The 19,094-nt window shown below is 48.8% G+C and carries 25 protein-coding genes; all 25 read right to left on the bottom strand.

The genetic code is table 11. The features are described 5' to 3' along the window. Positions 1–766: glutamate formimidoyltransferase (gene ftcD / locus QF669_00980; GenBank protein MDP6456018.1), on the bottom strand; the 766-nt coding region annotated here is incomplete at its 3' end. 132 nt (positions 767–898) lie between these two features. After that, on the bottom strand, positions 899–1,528 hold the full coding sequence (locus tag QF669_00985) for a site-2 protease family protein (GenBank protein MDP6456019.1): 630 nt from the start codon (positions 1,526–1,528) through the stop codon (positions 899–901). After that, positions 1,525–2,481, bottom strand: coding sequence for a site-specific tyrosine recombinase XerD (xerD, locus tag QF669_00990; protein ID MDP6456020.1), 957 nt, complete (start codon positions 2,479–2,481; stop codon positions 1,525–1,527). The genes QF669_00985 and xerD overlap by 4 nt, the downstream gene beginning before the upstream one ends. After that, complete coding sequence (locus tag QF669_00995; protein MDP6456021.1) at positions 2,432–3,010, bottom strand: SIS domain-containing protein; 579 nt, start codon at positions 3,008–3,010, stop codon at positions 2,432–2,434. The genes xerD and QF669_00995 overlap by 50 nt, the downstream gene beginning before the upstream one ends. Continuing rightward, a complete protein-coding gene (locus tag QF669_01000; GenBank protein MDP6456022.1) occupies positions 3,011–3,757 on the bottom strand; it encodes a geranylgeranylglyceryl/heptaprenylglyceryl phosphate synthase in 747 nt (248 codons plus the stop codon). Next, entirely contained in the window at positions 3,754–5,109 is a 1,356-nt protein-coding gene (gcvPA, locus tag QF669_01005) for an aminomethyl-transferring glycine dehydrogenase subunit GcvPA (protein MDP6456023.1), read from the bottom strand. Before gcvPA ends, QF669_01000 begins: the two co-directional genes overlap by 4 nt. Then, the gene (gene gcvH / locus QF669_01010; GenBank protein MDP6456024.1) at positions 5,090–5,467 is read right to left on the bottom strand and encodes a glycine cleavage system protein GcvH; all 378 of its coding nucleotides are present in this window, start codon (positions 5,465–5,467) and stop codon (positions 5,090–5,092) included. Before gcvH ends, gcvPA begins: the two co-directional genes overlap by 20 nt. 24 nt (positions 5,468–5,491) lie before the next feature. After that, positions 5,492–6,850: an acetyl-CoA carboxylase biotin carboxylase subunit gene (accC, locus tag QF669_01015; GenBank protein MDP6456025.1), complete on the bottom strand. Its 1,359-nt coding sequence runs from the start codon at positions 6,848–6,850 to the stop codon at positions 5,492–5,494. A 108-nt stretch (positions 6,851–6,958) separates the two neighbouring features. Continuing rightward, positions 6,959–7,447: an acetyl-CoA carboxylase biotin carboxyl carrier protein gene (gene accB, locus QF669_01020; GenBank protein ID MDP6456026.1), complete on the bottom strand. Its 489-nt coding sequence runs from the start codon at positions 7,445–7,447 to the stop codon at positions 6,959–6,961. Next, positions 7,428–7,988: an elongation factor P gene (gene efp, locus QF669_01025; GenBank protein ID MDP6456027.1), complete on the bottom strand. Its 561-nt coding sequence runs from the start codon at positions 7,986–7,988 to the stop codon at positions 7,428–7,430. Before efp ends, accB begins: the two co-directional genes overlap by 20 nt. A 301-nt stretch (positions 7,989–8,289) precedes the next feature. Beyond that, entirely contained in the window at positions 8,290–8,523 is a 234-nt protein-coding gene (locus QF669_01030; GenBank protein MDP6456028.1) for a DUF350 domain-containing protein, read from the bottom strand. A gap of 8 nt (positions 8,524–8,531) precedes the next feature. After that, a complete protein-coding gene (locus QF669_01035; GenBank protein MDP6456029.1) occupies positions 8,532–8,963 on the bottom strand; it encodes a hypothetical protein in 432 nt (143 codons plus the stop codon). 99 nt (positions 8,964–9,062) lie between these two features. Then, a complete protein-coding gene (gene hutI, locus QF669_01040; protein MDP6456030.1) occupies positions 9,063–10,271 on the bottom strand; it encodes an imidazolonepropionase in 1,209 nt (402 codons plus the stop codon). 81 nt (positions 10,272–10,352) lie between these two features. After that, positions 10,353–12,014 carry a urocanate hydratase gene (gene hutU, locus QF669_01045; protein MDP6456031.1) on the bottom strand — a complete coding sequence of 554 codons (1,662 nt, stop codon included), beginning with the start codon at positions 12,012–12,014 and terminating at the stop codon, positions 10,353–10,355. Between the two features lie 81 nt (positions 12,015–12,095). Further along, positions 12,096–13,277, bottom strand: a complete 1,182-nt coding sequence (locus QF669_01050) for a family 10 glycosylhydrolase (GenBank protein MDP6456032.1) — start codon at positions 13,275–13,277, stop codon at positions 12,096–12,098. 20 nt (positions 13,278–13,297) lie between these two features. Continuing rightward, positions 13,298–13,762, bottom strand: a complete 465-nt coding sequence (gene rplQ / locus QF669_01055) for a 50S ribosomal protein L17 (GenBank protein MDP6456033.1) — start codon at positions 13,760–13,762, stop codon at positions 13,298–13,300. Positions 13,763–13,772: 10 nt separating this feature from the next. Continuing rightward, positions 13,773–14,747, bottom strand: coding sequence for a DNA-directed RNA polymerase subunit alpha (locus tag QF669_01060; GenBank protein MDP6456034.1), 975 nt, complete (start codon positions 14,745–14,747; stop codon positions 13,773–13,775). Positions 14,748–14,766: 19 nt separating this feature from the next. After that, the gene (gene rpsD / locus QF669_01065; protein ID MDP6456035.1) at positions 14,767–15,384 is read right to left on the bottom strand and encodes a 30S ribosomal protein S4; all 618 of its coding nucleotides are present in this window, start codon (positions 15,382–15,384) and stop codon (positions 14,767–14,769) included. Between the two features lie 15 nt (positions 15,385–15,399). Further along, positions 15,400–15,789 (bottom strand): 30S ribosomal protein S11, encoded by a 390-nt coding sequence (gene rpsK / locus QF669_01070; protein ID MDP6456036.1) that lies wholly within the window; start codon positions 15,787–15,789, stop codon positions 15,400–15,402. A gap of 25 nt (positions 15,790–15,814) precedes the next feature. Further along, complete coding sequence (gene rpsM, locus QF669_01075) at positions 15,815–16,201, bottom strand: 30S ribosomal protein S13 (protein ID MDP6456037.1); 387 nt, start codon at positions 16,199–16,201, stop codon at positions 15,815–15,817. 4 nt (positions 16,202–16,205) lie between these two features. Next, positions 16,206–16,319: a 50S ribosomal protein L36 gene (rpmJ, locus tag QF669_01080; GenBank protein MDP6456038.1), complete on the bottom strand. Its 114-nt coding sequence runs from the start codon at positions 16,317–16,319 to the stop codon at positions 16,206–16,208. A gap of 12 nt (positions 16,320–16,331) precedes the next feature. Then, positions 16,332–16,559 (bottom strand): translation initiation factor IF-1, encoded by a 228-nt coding sequence (infA, locus tag QF669_01085; protein MDP6456039.1) that lies wholly within the window; start codon positions 16,557–16,559, stop codon positions 16,332–16,334. Beyond that, positions 16,552–17,313 (bottom strand): type I methionyl aminopeptidase, encoded by a 762-nt coding sequence (map, locus tag QF669_01090; protein MDP6456040.1) that lies wholly within the window; start codon positions 17,311–17,313, stop codon positions 16,552–16,554. Before map ends, infA begins: the two co-directional genes overlap by 8 nt. A 10-nt stretch (positions 17,314–17,323) precedes the next feature. Beyond that, positions 17,324–18,661, bottom strand: a complete 1,338-nt coding sequence (secY, locus tag QF669_01095; protein MDP6456041.1) for a preprotein translocase subunit SecY — start codon at positions 18,659–18,661, stop codon at positions 17,324–17,326. Beyond that, positions 18,658–19,083, bottom strand: a complete 426-nt coding sequence (rplO, locus tag QF669_01100) for a 50S ribosomal protein L15 (GenBank protein ID MDP6456042.1) — start codon at positions 19,081–19,083, stop codon at positions 18,658–18,660. Before rplO ends, secY begins: the two co-directional genes overlap by 4 nt. Positions 19,084–19,094: the final 11 nt, after the last annotated feature.

Raw genomic sequence — 19,094 nt, forward strand, 5'->3', positions numbered from 1 at the left:
TCAGGTTGATGGAAACCTGCGCCTTCTGGTACTCATCAATTACCCAGCCGACCGCCTTGCACGACTGAAGCAGACCGGGTACCTTAATCGCCTTTCCCTCTTCATCGCGCACGATCTTGCCTTCCTTGTCTCGCTTTGCCCGCCCCGCCTCACGAATATCGAGGGCAATATCGGTGGCAACATGCCTGTCCTTCGTGTTCAGATTGACATTGTACGCAATTAGAAACTCCCTGGCTCCCACTGCTGTAGCACCACTCCTGGCGTTGAACTTCGCCTCGCCGAAATCCGGCACCCAGTCTGAGTCCTTAAACTTTGCCGTCAATCCCTCGTATTCACCCTGGCGGACACTGGCCAGATTGCGCCTCTCAGGTCTGGATGCCGCATGCTCATACAGATAGACAGGGATGCCTAATTCTTTGCCAACACGTTCCCCCACTGACTTGGCGATCTCAACACAGTCATCCATGCTCACACCGCGTACGGGGACAAAAGGACAGACGTCGGTGGCGCCCATGCGCGCGTGGGCGCCCGAATGGTTGCGCATATCTATCAGGTCAGCCGCCGTGGCGATGGCATTAAACGCCGCTTCCTTCACACCCGCCGGCGATCCGACAAAAGTAACGACCGTCCGATTCGTCGCTTCACCGGGATCAACGTCCAGCAGAACTACCTCCGAAACCGATTCGACGGAGCGGCTAATCGCCTCCAGGATCGACTCGTCCCGGCCTTCACTGAAATTGGGTACACACTCGACGATCTTTTCCATTAGATCACTTTGCTCCCAATGTTAAGTAGTAGAACACAATTGCCACCAGACCGAAGACTACTAGAAGCCACCATATAGACCTTGACGGTTTTTTTCTTTCGATGACGCGTCGAAAATGGATCGCAGCCGTCATTACATCAGTCCGAAAGTAAACAGAGCTGAAAAAAATCTCACAAAGGGGCCGATGAACATCCAGAATATTGAGACTCCGGTGAGAAATCCAAACAGGATTATCCCCATGAGGGCGTAAGGCCCGTAATATTCGAACCGGTCCGCCATATGCTCATACTGATACGGTAGAACACCTCGCAACACTTTCGATCCATCCAAGGGCGGAATGGGAAGCAGATTGAAGATCGCCAGCGCCAGGTTAATCTGTAAGCTATAGATCAACATATTGCCCACGAAGGCTCCCCCCTCAAAGGCAAGAAAGCCCGATCCAAGAAAACTGGTCAGTAGAACTCCGGACGCGAAAGCAAGAATCATGTTTGCAGCTGGACCGGCAATCGCGACCCATAGCATATCACGTTTCGGATCACTGAAATAGCGAGGATCCACCGGCACCGGTTTTGCCCAGCCGAAATGAACGAGAAAGAGCATCAGCGTCCCGATGGGATCGAGGTGCGAAATGGGGTTGAGCGTCAGTCGCCCATGCATCTTTGCCGTGGGATCGCCAAGTTTCATAGCCATCCAACCGTGAGCATATTCGTGGCAGGTGAGTGCCAGAAGAATCGGTGGTGCAAGAAGCAGGATTTCGCTCATGCTCTGGGGTGATAAGTTTTATGAACTTCCTTTAGATACGTCCTGTCCAAGTGAGTATAAATCTGGGTAGTGCTGATATCGGCATGACCCAGCATCTCCTGGACAACCCTCAGGTCAGCTCCCCCCTCAAGAAGATGAGTGGCAAATGAATGACGAAGCGTGTGAGGACTTACTCGCTTATCGATTCCTGCCCCTGTCACATATTTGCGTAACAGCATCCAGACGCCTTTTCTAGAGATTGGATCGCCGCGGTAATTAAGAAAGAGAGTGTCGCTCCGTTTCCCCTTTTTCAGGAGGGTGGGTCGCCCTTCGTTGAGATACTTCTCTATCCAATTTGCCGCCTGCTTTCCCAGCGGTACAATCCGCTCTTTCGACCCCTTGCCGAGAACTCTAATCCACCCTTTGTTCTCGAACAAACTGATGAGCTCCAACTGGACGAGTTCCGTCACTCTGAGCCCCGCTGAATACAGCATCTCAATCATCGCCCTGTCTCGCAAACCAGATGCGGTTGACGAGTCGATCACTTCAAGGATGGCGTCCACCTCCTCCACGCTCAAGATAACCGGGAGCTTCTGGGGAATCTTCGGCGCTGTGAGAAGTTCGGCAGGATTGAGAGTAGCATACTCTTCATCCACCAGAAATGAATGATAAGACCGCACCACGGAGAAATTCCGCCGCACACTTGTCGCCATCAGTTGAAGATCGCTTAAAGTTCGGATATATTCGCGAATATGTCCGGGGCGGATGTCATTGATGCTGTCCAGATGTTTGTCCCTCTCTATGAACGTAAGATAGCGCGTCAGATCGTGCTCGTAAGCTTCAAGGGTGTTGGGCGAGAGGCTCCGTTCCACTCGCAGTAACCTGAGAAAATCAGACTGGTACGTCTCCGTGGCCGGCCCCCATTCATACGAAGGACAGTTCCACCAGCTCGCAGAAGATATGACCTGCCGCAAGATGTCCTTCCTGAATACGCTGTGTGTCATCTGAAGGTACGCGAATACAGACGTCGCCCCTGCCTGCCAGTTTGCCGCCGTCACGACCGGTCAACACGATTACACGCAACCCCTTTTCTTCAGCCGTATCCACACCTTTAACCACATTTTCTGAATTGCCGCTGGTAGAGAGCCCTATCAGAACATCGCCCGCACTACCAAGTCCCTTGATTTGCCGCTCAAAGAGCGTATCAAACCCTACATCGTTCGACCACGCTGTCAGTAGAGAACTGTCGGTCGTGAGAGAAACGGACGGCAGCGGTGCGAGATCGTGGCGCCTCAGACCGCCTAGCAGTTCTGTCGACAGGTGTTGGGCTTGAGCGGCGCTACCGCCATTGCCGCACCAGAGTACCTTGTTGCCGTTCCTGATGGCATCAATAATCAGATCTGCCGCTTCCAGTATCCCTTCCGAACAACTGTCCACCATACTCTGCTTGACGTCGGCCACTTCCGCCAGTTGATTCCTTATCTGACCTAATCTTGAGTCCATCTACTTACCATGAACCGCATCAGCAAAAGATTGCATGAGCGCCTTATGATCATCGGTCTCTGTAACCGTGCCTGTTACAACGAAACTAGCACCTGCTTCAACCTTTCCTGCTGCTTCCTCGGGTGACTTGATACCACCACCCACAATGATGGGCAATTCCACTTCACTGGAGAGCGCACTGATTATCTTCTCGGGGATACTCCGGACGGCGCCGCTGCCAGCCTCCAGATAGAGCAACTTCATGCCGAGATACTGGGCTGCCAACCCGTGAGCGACGGCAAGATCTGAGCGTTCCATCGGCAGTGGCTGTGTATTGCTCAGGAATTCGACCGTAGATTTTCCGCCACCATCGAAAAGCATATATCCGGTGGCGATAGCTTCAAGCCCCAAGTCCCTTACGATGGGAGCCCCGATGACCTGTTCGCCAATGAGATAAGTGGGATTTCGTCCGCTGATAATCGACATAAAAAGGACAGCATCAAAATGAGGGCCCAGCTGATTAACAGCGCCCGGGAACAGAATCACGGGCACCTGGGAAATTTCTTTGATCAGGGCGACACGCTCATGAAACTTGCCATCCATAAATAGACTCCCCCCCGCTAGAATGGCATCCACCTCCGATTCATTGACCGACTGGACAAGTCTTTCCACTATGCCGTCGTTCTTTCGATCCGGATCGATGAGCACCAGATAACCAGCACCCTTTTCGTCACGGACATTCATCAGGTATTCGAGTACGGAACTCACTGTTCAAATCTCCTTAGGAACGAGACAAATGTGTCAATAGCTTCTGTGGTATGTTTTTCAGTAATGGCGACTCTCAGGAATTGCGGATCATCCTCAAGTACTGTTCCCGCCTGCATCTTAGTCTTTAACCCTTCATCGAGGATAGTTTGCGACGGAACGGGGCATTTTACAACAAATTCTTTAAAGAAGCGTTCGCCGAACGGGATCGAAAAGCCGGACAGTTTCTCTATTTCGTTTGCGGCATAGTGGCTCTTCTGGAAACAGAGATCTGCCGCCGCCTTGAATCCTTCCCTGCCGAGGAGAGCAAGATAGATTGTGGCGCTGAGGGCTACAAGTCCCTGATTCGTACAGATATTTGAGGTGGCCTTCTCACGGCGGATGTGCTGTTCCCGTGTTTGGAGGGCGAGGACAAATCCGCTTTTACTATCTACGTCTTTCGCGACGGCCACAAGCCTGCCAGGAACTTTCCTCAGATGCTCCTGCCGTACGGCAAACAGACCGAGATAAGGCCCTCCCATGGAAACGGGTGAACCTAAGACTTGCCCCTCTCCCGCGTACACGTCGGCCATACATTCACCCGGAGGTGCAAACATCCCAAAAGAAAGAGGATCGCCCACCGCCACGAAGAGCGCCTGAGAATCATCACAAAGTTGTCCAACATCTTTCCACATCTCGATCAGTCCAAACCGGTTAGGCGACTGTATGACAACAGATGAGACTTCTTCATCAAGACGACCGCGAAGCCATTCCAGATCAGTGAGGCCATCGCTGGCGGGCATGATCACTACCTCAAGAGGCGAGTATTCAAGATAGGTTTCCACTACATTACGGTAGCTGGCATAAAGTCCCTCGGACAGCAATACTTTCGTCTTACCGTTGACTCTTCCGGCCAGGAGGCAAGCTTCCGCAACAGCCGATGCACCATCATAAAGCGATGCATTGGCTATATCCATTCCCGTGATCTCACAGATCATTGTCTGAAATTCGTAGATGACCTGCAGGGTACCCTGGCTCACCTCCGCCTGGTATGGTGTATAAGAAGTAGCAAATTCCGAGCGTGACGCCAGGTAGGGAACTGCCGCGGGGACAAAATGATCATAAGATCCGCCGCCGAGGAAAGAAAGCGTATCGCTAACGGAAGTGTTCCTCCCGGCAAGCGTCCTCATATTTTCGGTGGCTTCCATTTCAGACATCCGCGACGGGAGTGAAAGATCACCTTTTACGCGTAATTCGACAGGAATGGTCTCCAGCAGCTCTTCAAAAGAGCTGAGCCCCATCGCATCGAGCATCTCCTGCTCGATCTCCGGCGTGAACGGAACAAATTGATTCGATTCAGCTGATGAGCTTCCCATAGTCATCCGCACTAAGTAACGATTTTCCCTCTGATGGATCCGACATCTCAATCCTGACAATCCAGCCTTCTCCGTAAGGATCTTCATTTATCTTCTCGGGGCTGTCTTCGAGAGAACCGTTTATTTCAGCAACAGTTCCTGAAACAGGGACAAAGAGATCGGTAACCGTTTTGACAGCCTCGATAACAGCAAACGGTTCACCTATCTTAACTTCTGTTCCTATCTCTGGAAGTTCCACAAATATAATATCTCCCAGCTCTCTTTGGGCATAGTCAGTGATGCCTACGGTTGCCGTCAGCACATCGATAGAGAGCCATTCATGTGTATCAACGTAGTGAAGATCGGCAGGTGTGTTCATTAAATCTCCTCTTTGTGTCAGACTTCAGTATCCTTCTTCCGGGCTATAGTCGAACGATTCGATAAAACTGGTATCAATCGCTCCGTCACGAAATCTCTTATCCCTCATGATAGCCTGATGGTACGGAATAGTCGTATGCGGACCCTCGATGATTGTCTCTTCCAGCGCCCGCTGCATACGATTGATGGCTGTAGAGCGGTCATCGCCGTGCACAATAAGCTTGGCAATGAGTGAATCGTAGTAAGGCGAAATCTGATAACCGGCATATACGTGAGTATCCATACGGACACCATTTCCGCCCGGCGCATGAAAACTATCCACCCGCTTTGGTGACGGGGCAAAGTTGTTCGCGGGATCTTCGGCGTTGATACGACATTCCAGCGCGTGGCCGCGAGGCTTGACCGAAGCGAGATAAGCCGGGATTTCATCTCCGGCGGCAACCTTGATCTGCATCTTAAGCAAATCCTTCCCGATCACCATTTCGGTTACTGGGTGCTCCACCTGAATACGCGTATTCATCTCCATAAAATAGAACTCTCTGGTGGCGTCATCAAACAGGAATTCCACGGTACCCGCACCTACATAATCAATCAATTTTGCTCCTCGGACGGCCATTTCTCCCATCATTTTTCTTAGATCATCATCGATGACTGGCGAAGGAGATTCCTCAACAAGTTTCTGATGTCTGCGTTGAATGGAACATTCACGCTCTCCAAAATGAATAATGTTTCCGTGCTGATCACCGAAAATTTGAAATTCAATATGACGCGGCCCCTCTATATATTTTTCGAGATAGAGTGCACCGTTGTTGAACGCTTTTTCAGCTTCTGCGTTAGCCATGGTGAATGCTTTTTCCAGTTCTTCTCCACTATGTACGATTCTCATCCCTTTGCCGCCGCCCCCCGCCGACGCTTTCAGTATAACGGGATAGCCAATTTCATCGGCCGCTATCCCGGCAGCACCCACGTCTACCAACACACCATCACTACCCGGAATGACGGGGACACCGGCCTTTTTCATGGTCGCTTTGGCGGACGCCTTATCTCCCATTGACTGAATGACCTCAGCACTCGGACCTATGAATATAAAACCGTTGTCACTGCAGATCTGGGCAAACTCGGGGTTTTCAGCAAGGAAACCGTAACCGGGATGAATTGCATCGCTGCCGGTGACCTCGGCGGCGCTGATGATCTGCGGTATATTGAGATAACTTTCCTGACTCTGCGGGGGACCTATACATACTGCTTCGTCAGCAAACCGGACATGAAGGGAAAGCTCATCAGCCGTCGAATAGACTGCCACCGTAGGAATGCCCAGTTCATGGCACGCTCTGACAGCTCTCAGCGCAATTTCTCCCCGGTTGGCGATAAGAATCTTGTTCATCTCTGATCGGCAGTCAATTCAGCTGATAATGGACAGCTCCATCGGTATAAATTACGCCAACGATTATCTCGTCGAAGAACGGGTGTAGGAACTCAGAGGATGAGACAACTAGTCGGGAGTTATGATGAAGATAGGCTGACCGTACTCCACCGGCTTAGCATTCTGCACAAGAACCCTGTCGATCCGACCGGTGATATCGGACTCGATTTCATTCATTATCTTCATAGCCTCAATGATACAAAGTATCTGTCCAGCGCTGACATGATCGCCCACATTTACGAATGGTGGCGACTCCGGTGAAGAGGCTGCATAGAACGTCCCCACCATTGGCGCCGTTATCTCTACACCTCCCGATTCTTCTTTCCCGGCCTCCGGTGACACTTCTTGAGTAGGCTCAGTCTCTGGTACAGTATTCTCCACCGTCACCGTAGAGGGTTGAGTCACTGAAGCCGAATCGGCAAAAGCATCAGCACCTTTGGATACCCGGAACTTCCGTCCCCAGAAATTGACTTCTATCTCATTAACATCCGAGGCCTCGAGCATCTCGATGATCCTCTGCAGTTTATCCTGCCACATACTATTTAACACGTTCCACATATTCTCCAGTTCGCGTATCGATTTTAAGTACATCCCCTTCATCCACAAACAGAGGGACCGTGGCAATGTGTCCCGTTTCTAGTTCAACAGGTTTTGTACCTCCCGTAGCTGTGTTACCCCTCACACCGGGATCAGATTTTTTTACTGCCAACTCCACGAAAACCGGCGTTTTAACTCCAATAATCTCATCGTCAATTGAATCAATTGCCAAGCTCATTCCCTCTTTCATGAACGGCAGTTCGTCAATCATCATACCATGAGAGACGTTAATCTGCTCAAAGGACTCAAGATCCATAAAGATGGCCGATTCTCCTTCGTTGTAAAGGTATTGCATCTCTTTCGAATCGAGCCGCAGTGGCTTGATTTTTTCACCTGCCCGAAACGTGGTATCGATCACCTGGCCAGTAATGATATTCTTAAGCTTTGTTCTTACGAATGCGCCTCCCTTTCCCGGTTTGACGTGGAGAAAAGAGATGATTTTCATCCGCTGACCTTTATGATCTATCACCATCCCGTTTCTAATATTTGCTGTCGTCGCCATAAGCAAACAAATCCTTTTCGTAAATCAGCTTTTCAATTTACAATAGTGCTTATGACGAAACAATTGTTAGTTCCCACTTCTCCGTCGGGAGACACGCCAATCGAACCCGTCAAAGGATCCTGAAAGATTCAATTCCAGGCACCCAAAAACAACATCTGTATCTTGGCCCGGCAGGAGCCTAAATATAGTATTGTCATGCGGATAAATGATTATTCGATAAGTACAATTCTGATGCAACAAACAAAAAGGCGGGACAGTGCCCGCCTTACGGCAATTGGATTACCGATATGTTTTGCGCCGATCAGATAACTTTGTAAACCAGCGCCGCGACCGAAAGGATAAGTGCAATAAAAATCAGTGACACGCCTATGTTGCCATTCTTGATTTCCTGCCACTCATCAATGTCGGTAGACATCCAGTCAAAAACCTTGATCGCGAGACCTATGCCGAGTGAGAAGCCAAGGGCTGCCACAACTGACCAGCCGATAGCTCGCAGATAGCTCATTAAAACCGATTGAAGACCAAATGGATCCATATTCCCTCCTATCTTATGCTAGAGATATTTGACTGCTCGGTTTCCCAGATTATTCTGGCAAACTGAGCAGAATTGATCTTTCCGGAAAGTAACTCTTTCACATCTTTCTTTTCAGCAGTCGTCACCATTCTTAAACCTTCACCAAGCGGAACGTCAATAGTAACAAATACATTATCAGGCTCAAAGCCTGTTTTCATGGCTTCTCCAGCTGCAATAAATCCTACCAGCATAACCATCTCGAAATTGTTCCGATTACTCTTCAGCGTAATGTAGAAAGCCTGCTTTCCCTTCGCGTCTGCAATAACTTTCATATCATCTTGAGACGTTTCTATTCTATAGTTCTTAGCAGTTCTTATCACGCGCTGGAAGTACTTGGTGTTGGCCCAAATTGAAGAAGTAAAGATCAGAAAAATAATGGTGCCCGCGAATATCCGTTTCAACCTAAAATGTCTCCATGTCTAATTAAGCTTTGCGAATTTAATCCGTTTGTTCTCATTTATCCAATTAATTTTCCCTGTAAGACAGGAAATCGGCACTGCTTACTGACTGCCGTGGACGAGTTTACCTTTTTTAATAACCGACCGCACCCGATTATCAGCGATGTAGTACGGAATTTCCTCCAGACTGTTAATATTCCAGAGAATGATATCAGCCTGTTTCCCGGGAAGAATCGAACCCAAGACGTCTTCTCTCCCCAATGATTTTGCCGCGCCGTATGTAGCGCTACTGAAAGCCTCAGTGACAGTCATACCCATGTACAGACAAGCCAGCGACATCACAAACGGCATGGACTGTATCATGGAGCTGCCCGGATTATAGTCTGTAGCAACAGCCACCTCCACTCCCGCTTTTATGAATCGTCTGGCAGGAGCATATGCTGACTTTCCGAGGAAGAAAGTTGTCCCGGGAAGCAGAGTCGCGACAACACCGGCTTGCGCCATGTCTGAGATCGCTTCCTCTGAGACATGCATCAGGTGATCAGCTGATGAAACCTTTAACTCAGCGGCCAGCGAGGCGGCCCCGGAATCCTTGAACTCATCAGCATGCAGGCGCAGCTTCATGCCGTACTCTCTCGCCGCCGTCAAAATCCGTCTCGAGCTGGAAACATCAAACCATCCATCCTCACAAAAAACGTCGCAAAACTCAGCAACTGCCTGCTCAGCAACGGCAGGAATCATCTCTTGGCAGATGAGATCAATGTATGCCTCTTTATTATCGCTGAACTCTTCGGGAAAATCGTGGGCGCCCAGGAAAGTTGGGATAATGTCTACTTCGACTTCTTCAGCTACGCTTGAGAGAACAGATAGCGATTTCAGCTCCGATTCAGTAGAAAGACCGTAGCCGCTCTTCGCTTCCACCGTTGTCGTTCCGAGAGACAGAAACCTCTCCATTCGCCTCTTTACAGCCTCAACGAGCTGGACTTCATCCATCTCCCTAAAACTCCGGACACTTGACATGATGCCGCCGGCGTCAGCAGCGATCTCTTGGTACGTCTTTCCGGCTACGCGTTGCGAAAATTCTTCGGCACGGGATGCCGCAAAAATGGGATGAGTGTGACAATCGACAAAGCCGGGCGTTACCAGTGCACCCTCCGCGTCTAGCTCTTTATCAGCTGGGGTGAGATCTAATCCGACAGAAGTGATAAGACCATTCTCACATTCAACTTCCACTCCTGCCGACCTTTCTACTTTGCCCTTCTCAGGATTGAACGTGGCTAATTGACCGATATTGATGATTTTCAGACTCATCCGTCTATTCTAATGCTTTCACCGTTATCAATAATCTTGCTCCCGTAGAACGTGCCGTACAACGGAAATATGAATAACTTCTCACTGATCCTCGAGCATGGGAATCTGTATCTTCCACTTGCGGGCATTGTCGCGCGCCAGCCCGTACCCTGCATCCGCATGCCGGACTACACCGATGCCAGGATCATTATTCAGCACCCTCTCAAGGCGACCCGCCATTTCGGGTGTGCCGTCGGCAACGATCACCTGACCAGCATGAATGGCAAGCCCCATCCCAACGCCGCCACCGTGGTGTACCGAAACCCAGCTGGCTCCGCTGGCTACATTGAGAAGAGCATTCAAAACAGGCCAGTCTGCGATTGCGTCGCTGCCGTCCTTCATCCCTTCTGTCTCCCGGTAAGGAGAGGCGACAGAGCCGGTATCGAGATGATCCCTGCCGATGACGATAGGAGCTTTTACTTCGCCCGAGGCAACTAACTCATTCATGGCCAGCCCGAGCTTCGCCCGGTCACCGTAACCAAGCCAGCAGATCCGGGCGGGAAGACCTTGAAATTTTACTTTCTCATGAGCCAGCTCAATCCAGCGGCAGAGCGCCTTATCTTGAGGAAAAAGTTCTACCACCTTCTCATCAGTTCTGGCTATATCCTCTGGATCGCCCGATAAAGCCACCCAGCGGAATGGTCCCTTGCCGTCGCAAAAAAGAGGTCTGATATAAGCAGGTACAAATCCGGGATAGGCGAATGCATCATCATAACCGCCTTTCAGCGCCTGCCCTCTCAGATTGTTGCCGTAGTCAAACACAACTGCCCCCCGTGACTGCATCTCCACCATCGCCCTGCAGTGCTGAACCATCGATTGATAGGAAAGGTGTATATATTTGTCCGGATTGTTCTTTCTGACCGTTTCTACCATGTCAAATGGAATTTCATTGGGCACATAACCGTAAAGTTCGTCGTGGGCTGATGTCTGATCCGTTACCATATCCGGGATTACGTCCTGTTTCAGGAATGCAGGAAATATATCGGCTGCGTTACCTAAGAGACCTATCGATTGGGGTTTTCCCTTATCTTGGAATTTTCGTGCAATGTTAAGTGCCCCATCGAGTGATTCCACCATAACATCGAGGTAGCCCGTTTCAACCCGGCGCTGAATTCTTAGCGGATCTATCTCAACTGCTATCATGACCGCTTCATTCATAGTAGCCGCAAGCGGTTGAGCTCCGCCCATCCCTCCAAGGCCCGCGGTCAGAATCAAACGTCCCCTCAAATCGTCATTGAAATGTCTGTTCGCCGCCGCTGTAAACGTCTCGTAGGTACCCTGAAGAATCCCTTGAGTACCGATATAGATCCAGCTGCCAGCCGTCATCTGACCGTACATCATGAGCCCTAACTTGTCCAGTTCACGAAAGGTTTCCCAGTCAGCCCAATTGGGAACGAGCATGGAGTTCGAGATCAGGACGCGCGGTGAATATGGGTGAGTTCTAAATATACCAACCGGCTTCCCCGATTGGATCAGAAGCGACTCATCATGATCAAGATTCTTTAACGATGCGAGTATCGCGTCGAAGCAGTCCCAATTTCTGGCCGCCTTGCCCATTCCGCCATAGACAATAAGTTCGTCCGGCTTCTCAGCAACATCAGGATCGAGATTATTCTGGATCATCCGGTAGGCAGCTTCCTGCTGCCACCCTTTGCAGCTCAGATGAGTACCTGTCGCTGCGTGGACTATGCGCGGTTCAGACATAACTTCCAGGTGAATTTAGATGGCACCGTCAATACAATCAATATTACATGTCGAGCTACTCTCACTTGAACTCCATAAGAATTACTCTTCCTTAACATTCACCATCTCTTCTACGATAGGAAGGTAATAATTCAGGTCATCCTTGCGACTGTCGTAGGAAAAAAGTGATATCCCCTGGAACCCCGTCACTCGCGAATAGTGTATCTTGTCTCTGGAATCGAGTGAACTCTGATTGAAAACGCTAATACCCATAATGATGCCGGGCCAGTATTTGTTCGGAACAACCTCATATATATCATCAATCACACTTGCAAATCCACGGATATCACTTGCATAATTCATCGGTACAACATAATCCACCAATCCTTCTGTCAGCCACTTATCCCATTCCTGGAAATAGCGATCCCGCGCCTGTTTCGGATTCGGCTTCACGGCGGCTGTCAGAAGACATCCAGGATTCATGTTCAGAATTATAACACTGCAACGCTTGACAAAGTCTGTCACCATCTCGCGCCGGAACTGATCCCACTCTTGCATCAGTTTGCGTGTCTCTTCGTTCCAGACTGGGTCCATGCCGTAGCCAGACGAGGTGAAGAGCTTCAAGGGATCGACACCGCTCCGGCGCTCGAACTCAATCCTCGCTGCAATATTATAGCCAAAATCACTGTCTCCGTAACGGATGTAGTCGAGATGGATACCATCGATCTCGTATTCGGTCAGCACCTCTCTTATCACCTTCACAAGATGGTTAGTGACACCGGGATGAGCGGGAGAAAGAAACCGTAGCGTATTGCCATTGCCGTTGGAGCTGTTGGCAGCAGATGTCGACTTACCGAGAGATGTTTTATCGATCCATTCAGGAAACTGGTTATATACATGCTGCTCATCTTCCGGCAGGTGATCTGATGACCAGATCAGATAAACATTGAGCCAGGCGTGAATCTTGAGGCCCAAATCGTGACCCCGCAACACAGCATACTCGAGGGGATCAAACTGGGGATCTTTCACTAATTGAGATTTTTTCACCACATGGCTGTTATAAAAAGCGTCGCCTCTCCCTCTCATCTGAACAAAAACATTGTTGAACTGATGAGCCTTTGCAAAACGAAGAGCTCTATCAACATCCTCTTGAGACGTCAACGAACTTCGAACAACCCAGATTCCTCTGAAATCGAGCTTACTCAACGGCTGCGTCTGGAGAAACTGGAGTCCTGTAAAACAAAAAAAGGCAACCTTCAGGGTTGCCTTGGAGACATCTCTCATAGTCAATTCAAAGTTGCCAGTTATTCCTCGTTATCAGTTTGGGTTTCTGCCTTTGTCACAGCTTTAACCATCTTCTTTGTCTTTCTTTTCTTTTTCTCCGTAGAATCCCCCGAATCGGCCATCATTTCCGCATAATCCACCAATTCCAACTGCGAGACAGAAGCCGAGTCGTTATCTCTAAAGCCAAGCTTAACAATCCGCGTATAGCCGCCCTGTCGATCAGTATACTTGGGTGCGATTTCGTCAAACAGAATCTTCACAATATCAGGCCTGTGGATATGCCTCAGCACTTGCCGTCGGTCATGCAGGGTTCCCCGCTTGGCTTTAGTGATGAGCGGTTCGATGAACTTGCGGGTCTCCTTTGCCTTGGCATCGGTAGTCTTAATCCGCTTATGTTCGATGAGAGACGATGCAAGGTTCGACAAGGTCGCCTTTCTATGGCTTGCCGTCCGTCCCAGTTTTCTGCCGCGTTTCTGATGCCGCATTATCTTTGATCTACTGCTCAGTTTCTAACATATAGCGTTTAACATTCATGCCGAAAGAGAGTCCCATCTCTCCCAGTTTCTCCACAAGTTCCGAAAGCGATTTTCTGCCGAAATTCTTGTACTTCAGCATTTCACTCTCTTCCTTTGAAACAAGATCAATAATCCGCCCAATCCCGGCTGCCTCAAGACAGTTGTGACTTCTTACAGAGAGTTCCATTTCATCAATACTATTATCGAGAAGCTCACGGATTCGAAGAACATCTTCATCAATCTCCTCTACGATCTTCAGGACAGGTTCTGCCTCTTCAGAAACGAATTGACTTAAATGCTCAATGAGAACATTTGCTGCATGATTCAAGGCATTCTCAGGAGTAATGGTCCCATCAGTATGAGCTTCAATGACCAGTCGCTCAAGACTGTCCTTGGCGGACGATACAGGTTCAACATCGTAAGTTACCCGGTTGACGGGATTGAAAATGGAATCAATGAAGATAGTCCCGATAGGTGAGTCTACCCTTCGATGGCTATCGGCATCAACATATCCTTTACCCACTCCGATCTGTAGCTCCATAGTGAAATTGGCTTCATCATTCAGCGTTGCAATATGCAGACTCGGATTCATAACCTTGAACTGCTTGGACGTTTCATTGATATCCTTTGCAGCAAAGTTACCCTTACCGGTAAAACTGAGTTGCACTTTGTCCGGTTTGTTTTCTTTCAGCTTGAATCGCACCTGCTTGAGGTTCTGGATGATGTCTGACACATCTTCTACTACGCCATCGATTGTCGAAAATTCGTGAAGAATTCCGTCAACTCGCATATTGACTATGGCTGCTCCCGGAATACTGGTCATCAAGATCCTTCTGAGGGCGTTGCCCACAGTGATTCCGTTACCGCGCTCAAGAGGCTCTAATTCGAAACGACCGTAAGAACCTGTCGTCGCTTTATCATCTACACGGAACTTGAATTCACCATTTGTTGTCATATCTACTTTCCCCTTTAAACTACTTTGAAAAGAGCTCTACTACTACCTGTACCTTGAATATCGGATCAAGTTCATCTTTATCAGGTGTTTTCAGGACAGTGCCGGACAGTGAAGCCTTATCAAGCGCCAGCCAGGGAGAATCGAGATCCCCCTTGATCTGCTTAACTGAATCATGAATTACCTGCAGTTTTCTACTTTTTTCTCTCACCTTGATCTCATCACCTGCCGAGACGGTAAAAGAAGGAATATTTACTTTTCTGTTATTTACCAGGAAATGGCCGTGGTTTACCAATTGGCGGGCAGCATCACGAGTGGAAGCAAGACCGAGACGGTAGACCACATTATCAAGACGCCTCTCAAGGAGTTGAAGGAGATTGACACCTGTTTCACCTTGCATTTTTTCAGCCCGCTTGAAATAGCGCCGGAATTGACGTTCAAGAAGCCCGTAGGAGTACTTCATCTTCTGTTTTTCACGCAGTTGCATTCCATAATTCGACAGTCTGCGCCGTCTTGACTGACCGTGTTGGCCGGGTTTATAATTCTTCCTTTCGAGGATTTTTCCTATCTTGGGATTGCCGAAGATATTCTCGCCAAATTTGCGAGCTATTTTTACTTTAGGGCCGATATATCGTGCCATTTATGTGCTCCTTTGCTACACCCGTCGCTTCTTCGGCGGACGACACCCGTTATGCGGAATTGGTGTCACGTCACGGATAGCCGTCACTTCCATGCCGACAACTCCCAGAGAGCGGATTGCTGATTCTCTGCCAGACCCGGGCCCTTTTACCTGAACCTCAACTTTTTTCATCCCAAGTTCCATAGCTTCTGAGGCCGCCTTCTGGGCCGCCTGCTGCGCTGCGAAAGATGTACTCTTACGCGAACCCTTGAATCCGGTTGTACCAGCGCTGGCCCATGAGATGACGTTCCCGTTAACATCAGTCAGCGTAATAATAGTATTGTTGAAAGTTGCCTTAATATGGGCAATCCCATCCTCGGGCACTTGTCCCTTCTTCTTTTTTTTCTTTCTCTTCGGAGGTGCCATAATTGAGTCCTAACCTGAATTAATATTAAGCTTTCTTACCGACAGCCGTTTTTCTTCCAAGACCGACCGTCTTCTTCCTGCCTTTTCTGGTCCTGGCATTCGTCTTGGTTCTTTGTCCATTAACCGGTAGACCCCGGCGATGACGGAACCCACGGTAACTGCCGATATCCATCAAACGTTTCACATTCATTGTGTATTCTGTCCGGCATGCACCTTCTACCTTGTGAGTACCAACACTGTCCCGGATCGCCGTTACCTGATCTTCCGAAAGATCATTGACGCGAATATTGCCATCAACTTTTGCCTGTTCGAGAATCTCCTTTGATCTCGAGTGCCCTATGCCGTAGATGTAACAGAGGGCAAATTCAACTTTCTTGTCTTTCGGCAAGTCTACACCTGCTATACGTGCCATGCTTCTATCCCTGCCTCTGTTTATGCCGCGGATTTACACAGATTACTCTCACGACGCCCTTTCTACGGATAATCTTACATTTATCACAAATCTTTCTCACTGAGGTTCTAACTTTCATTTTTCTGCTTCTCTACTTATGTCGATATACGATTCTTCCCCTGCTGAGATCATAAGGTGATATCTCGAGTGTTACCACGTCACCCGGCAAAATCTTAATAAAATATTTTCTCATTTTACCGGATACATGTGTTAATACTTCGTGCGTTTTGCCGCCGATTTCAACTTCTACTCTGAACATGGCACTTGGGAGCGCTTCCTTGATGATACCGTCTATTGTAATCGGCTGTTCTTTAGCCATCATAGACACCGTTGCTCAGGATTTTGCCGCCGTCTTCGCCCACCACGATTGTGTGTTCAAAGTGCGCCGAAGGGTTGCCGTCACGAGTACATACCGTCCAGCCATCCTGTTTTGTATAGATTTCCTTACTACCCTTATTCACCATCGGTTCAATGGCAAAACACATACCAGTCTTAAGTTCCACTCCCTGCCCCGGATTGCCGTAATTAGGAATCTGTGGATCTTCGTGAAGTTGCGTTCCAATGCCGTGCCCAACCAACTCCCGTACAACTGAAAAATCGAAACTTTCCACATATTCCTGAATCTTGTGACCGATATCTGAAACATAGTTGCCGTTTTTCGCCTGCTCGATACCGATGTAGAGAGATCGTTCTGTTACATCAAGAAGTTTCCTCACATCGTCTTCAACCGAAGTACCAACCGCATAGGTTCTGGCGCTATCTCCGTAGTAGCTATCTTTAAGAGCGCCGCAGTCAATTGAAACGATATCTCCGTCACGCAATATTCTCCCATCAGGAATTCCATGTACCACCTCGTTATTTCTCGAAAAACAGATGGAGGAAGGATATCCCATATAGCCTTTGAATGCGGGTTCGGCTCCCTGAGAGAGGATATACTCTTCAACCATCGAATCTATATCTTTACCCGTTACACCCGGGACAATCTTATCTTCAAGTAACTCAAAAGTCTCATGAACGATTCTGGAACTTTCCCGAATCTTCTCCACTTCTCTCTCACTTCTGATACTTACCATTATGCTACCCTCAGGATCTTCTCCGTCCTCTGATTTTCCCATGCTTGAGGAATCCGTCATAATGCCGCATCAGCAGGTGAGACTCAATTTGCTGCAGCGTGTCCAGAGCTACGCCCACGATAATAAGAAGACTGGTTCCGCCAAAGAAGGATGCAAGGTTATAGCTAACGTCCATAGTGTTCATTAGTAGATAAGGGAAAACAGCAATGAATGCCAGGAAGAACGATCCCGGCAGTGTCACTCTTGTCAGGATGTTGTCGATGAATTCAGAAGTTTTTTTGCCCGGTCTTACACCGGGAATGAACCCGCCATGCTTCTTCATATTGTCAGCCACTTCTACGGGATTGAAGGCGATAGCAGTGTAAAAATAGGTAAAGAAGACAATCAACGATCCGAAGACAAGCCAGTAGAACCAGTGTTCAAACGAAAATACCCTCAATACGCCTTGCATGAACTCACTGTTCTGGAAAAACGTCGCCACGGTGCTGGGCAAAAACATGATTGACTGAGCAAAAATGATGGGCATGACCCCCGCAGTATTAACTCTCATAGGAATATGAGTTGATTGACCACCGTAAACTTTTCGACCCACAATCCGTTTGGCGTACTGCACCGGGATTTTTCGTGTCCCCTGAGTAATCAAAACGACAAATGCTACAATAACAAACATGATTCCAATCAGGACAATCTCCGTAAGTGGACCTCGAATTTCTTCCTGAATCAGTGAAATTTCACTGATCACCATATTAGGCAGTCTGGCTACAATTCCGATCATGATAATCAATGATATCCCGTTGCCAATACCCCGTTCTGTTATCTGTTCGCCAAGCCACATGATGAACACCGTTCCCGTCACGAGCGACACCATTGTCGTAAACTTGAACATGAACCCAGGATCCGGTACCACCATCACCCCCATTCCTCCAACGGTGGACTCCAGATTTTCGAGAAAAATTGCGACTCCGTAGGACTGAAGGAAGGAGATCAAGACTGTACCGTAGCGCGTTAACTGGGTAATCTTTTTACGACCTTCTTCGCCTTCCTTCTGCAGTCGCTGAAAATAGGGTACCACCACACCCATCAACTGGATAATGATAGACGCTGAGATGTATGGCATTATTCCGAGTGCAAACAGGGTCGCTTTCTGAAAAGCACCTCCGGCAAACAGATCATAGAGACCAAACAGTGTGTTCTGGAAATTCTGAATTGCTGCCCCTAACGCTTCGCCATCTATACCGGGAACTGGGACGTGCGCTCCAACACGAACAACAAAAAGAAGGCTAAGGGTAAATAAAATTCTCTTCCGTAGCTCAGGGATGTTAAAAATATTTCTGAACTTATCAATCATACAATAATCGTCTTGCCCCCGGCTTTTTCTATTTTTTCGGCTGCTCCCTTGCTAAAAGCGTGGGCTGTCACTTCAACGGCCGAACTTATCTCTCCATTGGCCAGCACCTTTACGGGAGCAACCACAGTCTGGATCAATCCACGCTCCCACATAGTTAAAACATCAACCTTCTTCTCACCAAGTTTATCGATACCGGCAATACTGACAATTTGATGGGTGATTTTGAAACGTGCGTTGGAGAATCCCCGCTTGGGAACACGCCTCTGCAACGGCATCTGACCACCTTCATACCACGAGCGTCGTTTACTGCCGGACCGGGAATGATATCCCTTGTTGCCCCGTCCAGAGGTCTTCCCTTTGCCCGAACCTTCACCGCGGCCAAGACGCTTGGGGCTTTTCTGAGCTCCGGATGAGGGTTTCAATTCTCCAAGTT

This window comes from Candidatus Neomarinimicrobiota bacterium (assembly GCA_030743815.1).
In the GTDB taxonomy this organism is placed as follows: domain Bacteria; phylum Fidelibacterota; class Marinisomatia; order Marinisomatales; family S15-B10; genus UBA2146.